Annotated in this window: 11 protein-coding genes; 5 read left to right on the top strand and 6 right to left on the bottom strand. The window is 46.3% G+C overall.

Annotated elements, in window-relative coordinates; all coding sequences use genetic code 11:
• Window positions 1–316: 316 nt before the first annotated feature.
• Both H5647_RS01435 and H5647_RS01430 read left to right on the top strand, forming a co-directional pair.
• A complete protein-coding gene (locus H5647_RS01435; RefSeq protein WP_045860960.1) occupies window positions 317–2,335 on the top strand; it encodes a sodium-translocating pyrophosphatase in 2,019 nt (672 codons plus the stop codon).
• Between the two features lie 95 nt (window positions 2,336–2,430).
• A complete protein-coding gene (locus H5647_RS01430; RefSeq protein WP_162926259.1) occupies window positions 2,431–5,370 on the top strand; it encodes a response regulator in 2,940 nt (979 codons plus the stop codon).
• 10 nt (window positions 5,371–5,380) lie between these two features.
• On the opposite strand, the gene H5647_RS01425 is transcribed toward H5647_RS01430, so the two are convergent.
• The gene (locus H5647_RS01425) at window positions 5,381–5,629 is read right to left on the bottom strand and encodes a DUF6316 family protein (protein WP_045855730.1); all 249 of its coding nucleotides are present in this window, start codon (window positions 5,627–5,629) and stop codon (window positions 5,381–5,383) included.
• A gap of 317 nt (window positions 5,630–5,946) precedes the next feature.
• Between H5647_RS01425 and mpl the strand changes: the two genes are divergently transcribed.
• The 3 genes from mpl to H5647_RS01410 all read left to right on the top strand — a co-directional run bounded on the left by mpl (window position 5,947) and on the right by H5647_RS01410 (window position 10,900).
• The gene (gene mpl / locus H5647_RS01420; protein WP_045855728.1) at window positions 5,947–7,344 is read left to right on the top strand and encodes a UDP-N-acetylmuramate:L-alanyl-gamma-D-glutamyl-meso-diaminopimelate ligase; all 1,398 of its coding nucleotides are present in this window, start codon (window positions 5,947–5,949) and stop codon (window positions 7,342–7,344) included.
• The gene (locus H5647_RS01415) at window positions 7,345–7,959 is read left to right on the top strand and encodes a flavin prenyltransferase UbiX (RefSeq protein ID WP_045855727.1); all 615 of its coding nucleotides are present in this window, start codon (window positions 7,345–7,347) and stop codon (window positions 7,957–7,959) included.
• Window positions 7,960–8,329: 370 nt separating this feature from the next.
• Window positions 8,330–10,900 carry an efflux RND transporter permease subunit gene (locus H5647_RS01410; protein ID WP_045855726.1) on the top strand — a complete coding sequence of 857 codons (2,571 nt, stop codon included), beginning with the start codon at window positions 8,330–8,332 and terminating at the stop codon, window positions 10,898–10,900.
• On the opposite strand, the gene H5647_RS01405 is transcribed toward H5647_RS01410, so the two are convergent.
• Genes H5647_RS01405 through H5647_RS01385 form a run of 5 tightly spaced genes read right to left on the bottom strand, consistent with a single transcriptional unit; the run spans window position 10,897 to window position 14,407 of the window.
• Complete coding sequence (locus H5647_RS01405; protein ID WP_045855725.1) at window positions 10,897–11,328, bottom strand: VanZ family protein; 432 nt, start codon at window positions 11,326–11,328, stop codon at window positions 10,897–10,899. The two genes, H5647_RS01410 and H5647_RS01405, sit on opposite strands and share 4 nt — an antisense overlap.
• 1 nt (window position 11,329) lies before the next feature.
• Complete coding sequence (locus H5647_RS01400; RefSeq protein WP_045855724.1) at window positions 11,330–12,682, bottom strand: ATP-binding protein; 1,353 nt, start codon at window positions 12,680–12,682, stop codon at window positions 11,330–11,332.
• Between the two features lie 8 nt (window positions 12,683–12,690).
• A complete protein-coding gene (locus H5647_RS01395; RefSeq protein ID WP_045855723.1) occupies window positions 12,691–13,368 on the bottom strand; it encodes a response regulator transcription factor in 678 nt (225 codons plus the stop codon).
• 38 nt (window positions 13,369–13,406) lie between these two features.
• Window positions 13,407–13,808, bottom strand: a complete 402-nt coding sequence (locus H5647_RS01390) for a PepSY domain-containing protein (protein WP_236074732.1) — start codon at window positions 13,806–13,808, stop codon at window positions 13,407–13,409.
• Window positions 13,809–13,828: 20 nt separating this feature from the next.
• Complete coding sequence (locus H5647_RS01385) at window positions 13,829–14,407, bottom strand: glycine zipper 2TM domain-containing protein (protein WP_045855722.1); 579 nt, start codon at window positions 14,405–14,407, stop codon at window positions 13,829–13,831.
• Between the last annotated feature and the right edge of the window lie 41 nt (window positions 14,408–14,448).

Below are 14,448 nucleotides of genomic sequence, written 5' to 3'. Positions count from 1 at the left end.
CAGCCGATGCTGCGCGGTGTAGTCATCGGCCTTGGTCGTATTCGGTTACGAATAGAAACGCGGGCCTTTGAGAAGGGCGCGATTGTAACACAAGCCTACCACTGAACAATCGTTGAGAGGCCTCCTGGGTTTACCCTTTTTCTGTCGTATCGTAGAATCGAACGGCTTTTTATTATTCCCTGCCGTAGCAATAGAAAGTTGTAGTCGCAATAAAGCGTCTATATTAAATGTTACGGCACGCAGTATCCCCGCCGTAAAAAAGAAATCTCGCAGGCGCGATGATTTACTTAAAACAATAATTGAGTTTGGGGGTTACATGGATTTTACAATTTTACCGCCTGTTCTGGGTGGTGTTGGATTGCTTGTCGCTTTTGTTATTTACTTGATTGTATTGAAGTACCCTGCAGGTGAAGGCCTTGTTGCCGAAATAGCCGCGGAGATTCATCACGGTGCAATGGTTTTTATGCGTCGTGAATATACAATCCTAGTCATCTTTGTTGTCATCATTACGTTTGGCCTCTTCGTTGGTTTCCAGTCATGGCATACGCCGTTAGCGTTTGTGGTCGGAGCGGTATGCTCGGCAAGCGCGGGTTACATCGGTATGTATTCTGCGACTCAAGCAAATGTTCGTACCACTATTGCCGCTAGTGAGGGGGGTGCGTCATCAGCGTTGAATGTTGCCTTTTTCGGTGGCTCCGTAATGGGTTTAACTGTTGCATCTATGGGGTTGCTCGGCTTGGGGTTTCTTTATCACCTCTTTGGCGCAGACCCTGCGCATGCAGAAGCAATTCACGGTTTTGGTATGGGCGCTTCTATCGTTGCATTATTTTCGCGTGTAGGTGGAGGCATCTTTACCAAGAGCGCCGACGTAGGCGCTGACCTTGTCGGCAAAGTGGAGGCTGGAATCCCAGAGGATGACCCTCGCAACCCAGGTGTTATTGCCGATAATGTTGGTGACAATGTCGGAGATGTGGCCGGTATGGGGTCTGATATTTTTGAGTCCTATTGCGGCTCGATGATTGCGAGCATCGCCATAGCCTCAACAATGGGTTTATCTACGGTGGCTGTTTTGGCGGGGGACAGAGGCGATCTAATGTTCGCGCCGTTGGCTCTCGCGTCCGTGGGCCTACTTTGTTCTATCGCTGGTATTTTATTAGTCAAGATAATGTCGGGTAAATCGCCGGAGGCGGCGTTGCGAGCAGGCACTATTGGTGCAACGCTAATCTTTATGGCGGCGTCCTATGCGTTACTTCATTTTATGGGGGTAAGTGATTCTGTCTGGTTGTGCGTTGTGGCTGGTGCCGTTGGCGGTATTATTATTGGCCTTGTGACGGAGTATTATACTGGCGGTAAGCCTGTGCAGAAGATAGCGAAAGATGGTGAAACCGGCCCCGCGACTGTCATGATTTCTGGATTGGCCACGGGCATGGAATCAGTAGTGGTTCCGGTTTTGGCAATTGCCGCTATTATCTATGTATCGAGTTCATTGTTGCCCACGGGTGCGGGCGTCTATGGTGTTGGTATTGGTGCTGTGGGCATGCTTGCAACAGTTGGTATAACAATGGCCATCGATGCGTACGGGCCTATCGCGGATAACGCAGGCGGCATTGCTGAAATGGGAGGTCTTGGTGAAGAAACTCGCAAGATTACGGACGGCTTAGACGAGGTCGGTAATACCACTGCTGCAATAGGTAAGGGCTTTGCCATTGGTGCTGCAGGGCTTGCGGCGCTAGCGATCATTGCTGCATTTATTGAAACCGTGAGCACTAATAATCCTGATTTTAATTTAAATATTAACGACCCCACCGTCTTAATGGGGATGTTTTTAGGCGCAATCTTTCCCTATCTCGTGAGTGCCATGACAATGCGTGCAGTTGGTGATGCCGCATTCGACATGATTAAAGAAATTCGTCGTCAGTTTCGTGAAATACCTGGGTTATTGGAAGGAAAGGCGAAGCCAGACACTGGGCGCTGTATTGATATCGCGACTAAAGCTGCATTACAACGAATGATAGCACCTGGTTTATTGGCTGTTGTGTCCCCAGTGTTAGTGGGATTTCTTATCGGGCCGGCCGCGTTAGGTGGAATGCTTGGTGGTGCTCTCATCTGCTGTGTGCTTATGGCGCTCATGATGGCGAATGCCGGTGGTGCATGGGACAACGCGAAAAAGTATGTTGAAAAAGGACATTATGGCGGGAAAGGTTCTGCTGTGCACTCTGCTGTAGTCGTCGGCGATACCGTAGGGGATCCATTTAAAGATACCTCGGGCCCAGCCATGAATATTCTAATTAATGTTATGGCCATTGTGAGCCTTGTGATTGCACCGTTGCTTTAAAGGGTAAAGCGGTTGATCTATAGATAGGTTGGCCGCTTTTGTTTATAGCGAACATACATTGTTACGCCACCAACTCAAAACCGTTAGGGGCTGGTTTGAATAAGGAAGTTAGCGGGTCTTTTTCGCCATTACTGGTGCCGGAAATATCAATCTCGGCGGTAGCGGCGATTATTGGCCTGAGTTTAGCGCCATTTCTGTTGATTCTATTGGGTGTGGACTTCGGTGCAGATCAACGGCTTCAGTCGTTTGAGCAGTTAGCATTATTACCACAGCAAGATATGCTCAATAACCTACATTTGGTTATGGTTGGGCCGCAATTTCATACGTTGCTAGAATGGAGCGCTATTGTCGCCGCTATTTTAACGGCGCTTTTAGCGTTTAGCCATTTTAGTATGACGGCTAATATTACAACGCCTGTCATTGGTATTTCGTTGTTGTGTGCAGGTGCTATGGACGCCTTCCATTCTTTAGTTGCCACTCGAATGCTCGATACCGTTTCGGATAGTAGCGTATTAGCGCCTTTTAGTTGGGCGGTAGCGAGAACCTTTAATGCGCTTATCGTCATGTTGGGCGTCAGTACATTAATTTTTGTCGATAAGCCTGCGTCCAATGCTAACCCACTTCGTTTTCTGCTCGGGGTAACCGCAGCCTTTGTGCTTTTAGGGTATCTGATTATTCAATGGTGTATCAGTACAGATAATATTCCGAAATCAATTTTCCCCGATGATTTCGTGCGTCGTCCTTTTGATGTACTGCCTCTCGTTATTTATATATTCACCGGCGCATTTATTTTCCCAAAGTTTAAAAAGCGCTTTCCAGGGGTGTTCAGTGACTCACTTGTTTTAAGTACTGTTCCCGCGGTGATACTTGAGCTGCATATGGTGTTTGGCTCGGCGTCGTTATACGACAGCCATTACTATGCTGCGCATATGTTAAAAGTACTGGTGTATATGGTGCCGTTTTTGGGTCTGCTTCTCGATTACTATATGACCTACCGTAAGGATAAACTGAAAACAGAACAGCTCCATAGAACGTATCGAGAGCTAGAAGAAAGAACGCAGCAGCTTACTAAAAGTAATAAAAATCTCGAAAAAACTAATCAATATCGATCTGAGTTTTTAGCGAGTATGTCGCACGAGCTTCGAACACCGCTGAACTCCATTATTGGTTTTAGTCGTATATTGCGCAAAGATCTTGCGGTATCTGATGATGTTCGCGGTGACCGAGCCGTCCAGTCAATCTTTCGTAATAGCACGCATCTGTTAGGGCTTATTAACGATATTTTGGATCTATCAAAGATAGATGCTGGTCGAATGACCGTTAAACACGATAGTTTTACGGTAAGCGATATTGTCAGTGAAATAACGGCTGAACTCCTACCTCTGGCAGAAGAAAAAAAGCTGGATATAAAAATTGTAAATTACGCTCGCAATATTGCCGTAATGAGTGATCGCACAAAACTAAAGCAAATCATGTTGAATTTGGGCTCCAATGCCATTAAATATACTGAGCGCGGCTCCGTTATTATTTCTGTCGAACGAGAAAAAGCGGGGCCATTAGGTAATACGGTTAAAATCGGGTTTAAAGATACAGGGATTGGTATAGCAGATTCCGACAAAGATAAATTGTTTACGGAGTTTGGTCGTGCAGAAGAGGTACAAAAACTGGCAATTGAAGGGACTGGCTTAGGGTTAATGATCACTGCAAAATTAACCAATCTTTTAGGCGGTTTTATTGATTTTGATAGTGAATATGGTGTTGGCAGTGAATTTCGAATCTATATTCCGGTCAATTATGGCGCGGAAGAACCGACTCTTCTTGATGAAGGGCAGTGGGATAGACGAGGCCTATCCTTTTTATATATTGATAATAGCACTGTGTATCTTCCGTTAATGGAGGACGATTTAAAACATGATGGTTTCACCGTTTTTACTGAGCAAGACCCTGTTATGATCATTAAGGATTGTGAAGAAAACTTACCCGATATTGTTGGTTTTGATATGGACTTACCTGAGTTGGCGGGGAGTGAAATACTGCGGCGATTATATGGCCATCATTTATTAGCCGACATTCCTAAAGTAGCCTTTAGTACCAACCCAAGTGAAGAAAAGAAAATTATTCTGGAAGGGGCCGACTTATTTGTCTGCAAGCCATGGGAGAAAGCGTCTATTGCAGAGGCTCTGATTAAACTAGTCTATCGAGACTTTTCTAGAGCGATGGTCATTGGCGCTACGCCATTGCACAAAAATGCGTTGGACATTGAATTTTCGATATTAAATATTGAGCTGATATTCGTAGAAACGGCCGAGCAGGCACTACATGAAATGCATTTGAGTTTGCCAGATTTTTTGGTGATTAATTTGGGCAATCCTACGGTCGAATCCACTCGCTTAATGGTGTCACTGAATAATGATGAGCAATGCCGAAAATTACCTCAAGTTTTGTATAACGGAATGAATCAAGAGCGAAAAGTAATATTCAGTAATGATACGCAGGAAGAGCTGGCTTTGGTTCAGCCTGATGCCAAGAGTATTTTTTCGGCAATATTTACTTTACGTCGACGTGTAAAGACTAGTTTGGTGCGTATTCAAACGTTAAACAGAAGTCTTAATGATAGAGGCGGGAGTGTTGCTCAGCAAGAGTCGGCAATATTGGAGCAGGAAGAGGTGCGAGCGGAACGTATATTGGTTGTAGAAGACTCCCGCGATAATTCTGAATTGGTCGGTTGGATACTAGAGGGGGCAAACATTCATTACGACTGTGTGTATAGTGGCAGAGAAGCGCTCAAACAGGTGCTAATCCACAGCTATAGCCTGTTGCTTCTCGATATTAATTTACCGGATATTGACGGCCGCGAGATCACCCGTCGCTTACGCGCCACGAAGTCTTATCGTGACACGCCGATTATTGCCGTAACGTCATTGAACGCAGCCGCAGATACAGAAGAGTTGAAATCTTGTGGAATAGATACTGTGATACCGAAACCAGTGGATCAAGACAAGCTGCTCGCAACTTTACGCCACTACTTGAAATAAGCGGCCGCCATTAGTGCCACAGTGTTGTGGCCCATAGACCTTGCTTGGCAATCTTGCTCGCATACTCCTGACCTTGTGGCGGGCTTGCTTGCATATAATGTACGTAAAGTTGTAGGCCGTTACTCGCGCCAAGCCGAGTGGTATAAGGGCCTATTTCTGTTCCTTCCCGAGTGGAGAAAAACCAACTGCCGTCAACACAAAAAAAACGCTCGTTACGGTACCAAACTTTTTCGTCAATCTCGCCATTTCTTACAGCCATGAACAACCCTTCGCTACATCTGGTGATAATTACTACTGAATATTCTCAGTATATGAACTGGTTCTCGGCGAATTAGATTTTTTGGTGCTCGATAATGGCGAAATCGTATTTAATTGGCATGAAAAAGGGTGTTTTAATGTTTTTAATAGTTTTCAGTTAAAAGCGAACTGGTTTTTTAGAGTATTCAGTTTTCTTATGTTTTGTAGGGTTAATAAAAGTAGCCGCTATTATTTGTTTTCTGCTGTGCGTGGCTCAGACTTTATCGGCATGTTAAGCTCGCGCCATTCGGCCTAACAACGGACTTATATCGGTTTTTTATGCATATTCATATACTTGGAATTTGTGGCACTTTTATGGGGTCATTGGCGCAGTTGGCGCGAGCGGCGGGGCATAAAGTGACGGGATCGGATAAAGGGGTTTACCCGCCAATGAGTACTCAATTAGAGCGCGCGGGAATTGGGCTGATCGAGGGTTTTTCTGAAGATCAAATTCGTTTAAAACCCGATATTTTTGTGATTGGCAATGTGATTTCGCGAGGCAACCCCCTCATGGAAGCGATACTGGACGCTGGCCTGCCTTATACGTCGGGCCCTCAGTGGTTGAGCGATCATATTTTGGGCGGGCGTTGGACGTTGGCCGTCGCGGGTACGCACGGTAAAACTACCACCGCTAGCATGCTGGCCTGGATTCTCGAATATGCGGGCATGGCGCCAGGTTACCTCATTGGTGGTGTACCGACGAACTTTGAAACCTCCGCTAGGCTTGGGCAAACAGATTTCTTTGTTATCGAGGCGGACGAGTATGACACGGCATTTTTTGATAAACGCTCGAAATTTATTCACTATCAGCCCAATACGTTGGTGATTAATAACCTTGAGTTTGACCATGCAGACATCTTTCCTGACTTAGCGGCCATTCAGCGTCAGTTTCATCATGTGATACGCACAGTGCCGCGTAACGGTATGGTTATATATCCCCAGCCTTCAATCGCGGTCGAAGAAGTGATCCAACAAGGGTGTTGGTCCGAACAACAAACAACCTCTATAGGTGAGTGCGAAAACGACACCGATTGGCGGGTGCAGCCGTTAGCTAAGGATGGATCTTCATTCAGCATCCATTTGTCTGGTCGGTGTCAGGGCAATATTAATTGGGCATTAACTGGGCAACACAACATGATGAATGCTCTAGGCGCAATTGCCGCGGCTCGGCACGTGGGTGTACTGCCGGCGCTTTCGTGTGAGGCGCTGGATAAGTTTCTAGGCGTGAAGCGACGAATGGAGTTACTGGACGATATTGCGGGTATTAAAATTTACGACGATTTTGCCCATCATCCTACAGCTATCGAAACCACTCTCGCAGGATTAAGGGCGCAAGTGGGGGCGGAGCGAGTGCTCGCGATTATAGAGCCGCGCTCAAATACCATGCGTCAAGGCGTTCATCGGGAAACATTGTCTGGTGCGGTAAAAGCTGCAGATCAATGTTATTGGTTTCAGCCAAGTGCAATGAGCTGGGAACTAAAAGAAGCGCTTGGCGATTGGGTTGGTACCCTCGTGTTCTATGAAATCGATGAGATTATTGCTGCAGTGATTGATCAAGCGGGCCTATTGGTTGATGGCGAAAAATTACATGTTGTCATTATGAGTAATGGCGGTTTTGACGGTATTCATCAGCGACTGCTGCTGGCGTTACGTGCCTGCTATACAAATGAGAAATAAATGAAACACGAAAAAACGATCACTTTGGCGCTTACGGGCGCGTCGGGCGCTCAATATGGTTTGCGATTATTGGAAGCGCTTATTGATGCAAATTGTCGAGTGTATTTTCTTATATCACGTGCAGCGGAAGTGGTAATTGCAACCGAAACCAATTTGTTGGTGCCTAAAAATGATAGTGGTGCGCAGCAAACTTATTTTCAAAATTTGTATGGGGCTCACGACGGGCAGCTGCGTGTTTTTTCTCGCGAAGACTGGATGGCGCCTGTTGCCTCTGGATCAAGCTCTAGCGCGGCGATGGTGATTTGTCCTGCCTCGGGCGGATGTTTGTCCGCCATTGCAAATGGCGCGAGCAATAATTTGATCGAGCGCGCAGCAGACGTTGCGTTAAAGGAGCGTCGGCCGCTAATTATGGTACCAAGAGAGGCGCCTTACTCTGAAGTTCATCTGAGCAATATGTTGAACTTAACGCGAATGGGAGTCGTTATAATTCCAGCAAGCCCTGGGTTTTATGGCAAACCAAAGTCAATTAATGATTTAGTGGATTTTATTGTTGCGCGAATATTGGATCAATTGGAGGTTCCGCAAACACTCCTTTCTCGATGGGGTGAGGAGTAGATCGTACTTTACGAATCTTTACGAATTTATAATTAACTAAAACGTATTGATATCAGTATAATGCTGCACTTCGGTCGCTCGGTGCCTGTTTATTCACCTTTCAAATGTTAGTTTTATGCTTAGCCTGTAATGTGCTTTAGATACATTGGTTTGGGCGGGCTACGCATGTAGATAATGCCATGGCCCGTAGTAGGGAAATACGAGACTTAGGTTAATTTTCTTACTTTAACCGTTTGTACGCTCGAGCGTCTTCGAAGCGTAACTATCCGATCATCAATAGCCATTGCACTAGAATAATGATGGCTCTACTCCATCGATTCGCATGATGCGGGTTGTACTACCTCTCAACTCAGGATGACGTAACCCCGAAATGTTCGGCCGCCTCTTTGATCACTATATTGCCACAATTACTCGTTTTCCCAAGGTAACGTTACTGCTGCTTGCCGTGGTGTTAATAGGGGCGTCAGTTGCCCTGCCCAATTTTAAATTGGATGCGTCTTCCGATTCTCTTACGTTAGAAAATGATACGGACTTGGAATTTTATCGTGACGTTATTAAAGCGTACGGGAGCGGCGATTTTTTAGTTGTAACGTTTCGACCACAAGCCCCACTCTTTACTGACCCGTCGTTAGCTGTGCTCGCCAAATTGCGGGGCGAACTCGCCTCTATAGACGGAGTTGTTAGCGTCAATAGCATCCTTGATGTTCCGCTACTGTATAGCCCCAAACTTAGCCTAAGTGAAATGGTCTCTGAGCCACGTAACTTGCAAACCTCAGGCGTAGATTATGCGCTTGCTCGGGAAGAATTTCTGGTAAGCCCAGCCTACCGTGATTTAATTTTGGGCCCCGATGCTCAAACAACGGCGTTGCAATTAAATTTGGCTGTTGATGAACGCTACATTAACTTGGTCAAGCGTCGCGATGATTTGCTACGGATTAAAAAAACAGAGGGTAGTTTTTCAATAGAGCAACAGTTGAACTATACCGATGTCAGCCGCGAACTTTTGGTGCATAGAACTGCTGCAGCAGAACGCGATCATCAAAGAGTCGAATTGGTTAGATCCGTTGTTAATCGTTACCGAGATAGAGCGCAAATCTATGTCGGTGGGTTGACGATGATTACCGCCGATATGATTAGCTTTATTAAAAGCGATCTTATTGTATTTGGCTCGGCTGTATTGTTATTTATGGTCTTTGTTCTCGCCATTATTTTTCGTTCGTGGTATTTCGTCGTTATCCCAATGGCGTGTTGTAGTGCCGCCGTATTGATCATGTTGGGTTACGTTAGCTGGATTGATTGGCGATTAACCGTTATCTCATCGAATTTCGTTGCGTTACTGCTGATTATTTCATTAGCGATTATTATTCACCTGATCGTACGTTACCGGGAGTTTTCTGAACAAAACCCACAGTGGGATCAACGTGAGCTGGTAACCGCAACGGTAAAATTCATGATATTGCCCTGCCTTTATACCGTTATGACATCAGTGGTAGCGTTTGCTTCATTGGTGGTCAGTAATATTCGTCCGGTAATCGATTTTGGCTGGCTCATGACAATGGGGCTGGTACTCGCCTTCTTTCTTGCCTTTACTTTACTGCCTGCCGCCATGATGTTGTTGCCTCGGAAAAAACCGAATAATACCGAAAAGGATGTAACGGTTGACGATGGTGCCCCGGTTACATTGGTTTTCTCGCGCTTTGTCGAAACTCGCGGTACGTGGGTATTGGCTTGTTCTGTATTGCTTGCGCTAGCGAGTGGCTGGGGCGTGACGCAGCTACAAGTTGAAAATCGTTTTATTGATTACTTTCATGAGAGTACCGAAATACATCAAGGCTTGTCCGTCATTGATAACGACCTCGGTGGTACAACCTCACTTGATATTATTATTAATTACCGTGAAGACAGTTTTAGTCTGGAAATGCAAGGGTTTGTCGGCGAAGATGACCCGTTCGGAGAAGGCGATCCTTTCGATGAGAGTGATCCCTTTGAATCTTTGGCGCCGCTCGGCGACGAAGACCCGTTCTCCGAAGTTGATCCTTTTTCGGAGCATGGTGAGGACGCCACCAGTTATTGGATGACGCTAGGTGGTTTGCGTACTATTGAAAAAATCCACGATTATTTGGAAAGCTTACCCGAAGTAGGGAAAGTTCAGTCGCTCGCTATTTTGTATAAAATAGGTATGGATATTAGTGGCAGCCTGAACGATGTTGAACTTGCGGTGATGCAGAAAAAATTACCGCGCTCTATTAAGGACGCATTAGTATCACCTTATCTGGATGCCAATAATAACCAAGCACGTATTACGCTGCGCATCCATGACGGGTATCCAAACTTAAGTCGTGCAGAGTTAGTCGAGCGAATTGAACGTCATTTGTTGGATAATGAATGGGTAGAAGCAGAAGATTTGCGTTTTAGCGGCTTGCTGGTACTGTATAATAATATGTTGCAGAGTTTGTTTAGCTCGCAAATTGCGACATTAGGTACTGTTCTTTTGGGAATTCTTGTGATGTTCGTGGTGTTGTTTCGATCGCTAAGCGTCGCGGCTATCGCTATTGTGCCGACCGTTTTATCGGCCGTCGGGATTCTAGGCTTTATGGGGGTTTTCGGCTTGCCGCTGGATATGATGACCATTACTGTAGCTGCGATAACGGTTGGTATCGGCGTCGATAATACGATTCACTATGTTCATCGTTTTCGTCGGGAACTTGAGTTCGATAAAGATTATATTGCCAGTATGCATCGCGCTCACCAATCCATTGGTCGAGCAATGTTTTATACCTCGGTGATTATCATTTTCGGTTTTGCCATAATGGTATTGTCAGCGTTTATCCCTACTATCTATTTCGGTTTACTTACCGGTTTAGCCATGTTTTTAGCGCTTCTCGGTGCTCTTTTATTGTTACCGAAATTAATTTTACTGACTAAGCCTTTTTCTGTTTAAGGCTTAATTGTGGTAATGGCCGCGCGTTGTAGCGTGGTCAAATAATTTTCCAGCAATACACACAAGAAAAACCCCAAAATTATCCCCGTTAGATTTGTGGCTGCATCTAAAGCGTCCGGCTGGCGCATTGCCGAAAAACTTTGCATACCTTCTATTGTTAGTGAATAGAAAAGGGCGAATACAAAGGTCTTTCGACGGCTAATAAACCCAAAAAAGGCCACCCACGTTGACCCCATTAAAAGCACGTTACCCATAAAGTGGAGTAGCTTATCTGACCAGTTTTCAATCCAGATGGCAGGTGCAGGGCTTAGCGCCATGTAGGCAAATATACCTATCGCGACAGCAAATTGTAGTTGTCTTAGCCAGCGACAGTAACGGTGAAAGAAGAGTGTAATAAGGCCGCGTTGTAATAAAGGTAATAGGGTCATGTTATACCGGAAACGTTAATGTAAATTCTGCACCGCCAATTGCGCTGTTGCCTACGGTGAGTTCGGCTTGGTAGCTGCTAAGCATATCAACCACAATAGATAGGCCTATGCCTTGTCCTTGGGTCGACGTGTCTGCACGCGCGCCACGCGCTAGAAGCGTCTTCTTTTGGGCATCAGGAATGCCTGGACCGTTGTCGGCAATTGAAATAGAGAAGTCAGTTTCGTTTTCGTTTGTGGTGATAACGATGGCGTCTTTGCCGTATTTAAACGCATTTTCGAGAATGTTACCAAAAATTTCGAGAGCATCACTTTCATCACCCGGAAAGTTTAAGTGCTCGGGAATGCTAATGTCTACGGAGATGTGCTTATCAAGAAATACTTTATTGAGCGCGCTGGCTAAGCGAGTGATTGTAGGGGCTAAAGGTGTTTTGATGCGTAAATGGGTGGTGGTTGTGAGTGTTGCTCGCTGCAGTTGATGTTGGATAATATCGGACATGCGCGTAATTTGTTCGTCGATCGCCTGTTGCTTATTGAGGGTGCCTGCGCTGAGTTCCGCGCGAATGATAGCCAGTGGTGTTTTTAAACTGTGCGCAAGGTCGGAAAGCGTATTTTTATAACGTTGACGTTGTGCTTGCTCACTTGTAAGTACGTCGTTTAGGTTGCGAATGACGGGCGAGATTTCGGAAGGGTATTGGCCTTCTAGTTGATTGTTTTGGCCTTGCTGAAATTTCTCAAGTTCTCGTGCTAGTGATTGCAGTGGGCGTAAACCCCAGCGGGTAATGAAAAATAGCGCAGCGATAAAAATCAGTGAAATGCCTATAAGCCACAGCAGTAGTGCGTCGCGATAACCGTTAAGCTCTTTTTGAAATTGAGCTTGGTCATGAATAACAATAAAGCGAAAAAGCGCGTCTTCGTTTTCGGTTTCCCATAATGAATCGAAACTGAGGAAAAAGTGTCGCTTTTGATGCAGATAGGTATGTTGCAGAAAAGTTTCTCGCCCGGCACTAAGGGGTTCTTGGGTGGCGCCGGGTAGAGCGGTTTCGTGTGAATAGGAGCCGCTTCCCCATACGATGGCATGGTCAGCATTGACGACTACGCCATAAAGCCCAGATTGAGGTCGATTAAAACGGGGCTCTGCAAACATTTCAGGTAAGTAGAGCGAGTGACCTTCGGGCTCTGCTGCGCCCATAAGTGAATAAAGCTGAGCTTCGAGTGCTTGCTGTTCAGCATTGATGAGGCTTTGTTTAAAAGCACGGTCTAGGGAGTAGGCGCTAAAGATGAGAATAATGGGCAGCACAAAGGCTGACGATAATGTCAGTCGTGCGGCCAGCGATCGATGATGAAAGAAAGCCATTCGTGGCGTTAGCTCGCCATTAATTCGAAGCGGTAGCCCTGACCGCGAACGGTGGCAATAGGTTTAATCTCATTTTTTGGGTCTAGTTTTTTGCGTAAGCGCCCCACAAAAACTTCTATAACATTGCTGTCGCGTTCAAAATCTTGGTGATATAGATGTTCCGTTAATTCTGTTTTTGAAATGGGCTTGCCCGCATGCATGGCCAAATATTCCAAGGTATTGTACTCGTAACTGGTGAGTTCAATGAAGGCGTCGTTAACGCTTACGCGTTTACTGGAGGTGTCAATCGTCAGTGGCCCGAAGCGTAGGCTCGATGTTGCGCTACCACCTGCACGACGTATGAGTGCATTTGTGCGAGCGCGTAATTCTTCTGCGTGAAAAGGTTTTACCAGATAATCGTCTGCACCGGCTTCAAGTCCCTGTACTTTATCTTGCCAGTTTCCTCTAGCGGTGAGCACGAGTACGGGGTATTTTTTACCTGCGGCACGCAGCCTACGAATAATTTCGATACCGTCTATTTTCGGTAGGCCAATATCAATGATGGCAAAATCGTAGTCGAACTCTGTTGCATAGTACGCACCATCTTCTCCGTCGGCGGCAGTCTCAATCACAAACTGTTGTGCAGTGAAATAGGCCGCTAGTTGTTCACGAATAGCGTTTTCGTCTTCAACGATTAACATTTTCATAAAGCGTTCCTGCTGTCTTTAAAGAGGGTCTTTTGGCTTTAGCGCCCGGATACTTTGCCGCTGCGCGCGTCAACGGACACAATAATGACCTTGCCGCTATCTTGGAGAAGCTTAACGCGATAAAGGCTTTCTTTGCGGCTCACGCTTAACACCTTGCCGCCGTAACGTCGTTGTGCGGCATTCGCGGCTTGGCTGCGGCTCACGCCTTTTGTGGCTTGGGCCAGTTGCAGGTTGAGAGAGCTTGGCGTTAAAAACGCTGGAGTCGCGGCGTCAAGCTGCGCGTGCCAGTGCGCGTTGGCTAAGGGGGCGCAGCACATCACTAAGCAGGCCAACAAATATTGGCTGCGAATGAGCAAGAACCTGATAATGAGCGAGCGAGTGCGCATGGCGAAGTCAAACAAATGAATGGTTCGACATTGTATGACAAACTGTGCAATCAATTCACTCGCTCCTTTCGGGTTTAGTGTTCGAGGGGTTGTATGCTCACGGCAATTTTTAACTTTTTACCGGGGTCCCTACGAGTGCGGGTTGTATAGGTTTCACCATGGTAACGGTAGGTTACAGTGTAGCCGGTTGTGATTCTCTCACTATGGATCTGGGCCTGAACGTCACATTGCTCAACATCGCGATAGTTAACGGTGGTGTGGGAGTAAACTCTTTGTTGCCGGCCAATATCTCGCCCTATTGAGGCGCCAAGTACGGCTCCTACAACTGTCCCCACTTTTTTGTTTTCGTCGCCCGCGCCAACGGCGTTGCCGAAAGCACCACCGATAAGGCTGCCTACGATCATGCTCGTGGTTGAATCGCGCTTTGGCCCCTGCTTGGTGTGATAGACCGGTGTTTCTTCACGAACGCGTTCTGTCCAACAGCGCTCAACAGGAACTGAACGTTCGACGGTTTCGTATAACGGGGTGGCCGCAATGACTATGCCGTAGTCTACGTGGCGGATCGTATTGCGATTATTGCCGGCTAAGGTGGCAGGGCTAAGCAGGCAAATACTTAGGGTTAATAGGGTCAGTATTGAGTTCGGGCGATTCATGTCAGACCTCCTTTGGTAGTAGACACACAAAGGTTACGCTT

Origin of the sequence: Teredinibacter purpureus (genome assembly GCF_014217335.1) — a bacterium.
Taxonomy (GTDB): domain Bacteria; phylum Pseudomonadota; class Gammaproteobacteria; order Pseudomonadales; family Cellvibrionaceae; genus Teredinibacter; species Teredinibacter purpureus.
The sequence above is the reverse complement of the archived record's forward strand: the minus strand, read 5'-3'. Positions and strand labels throughout refer to the sequence as shown.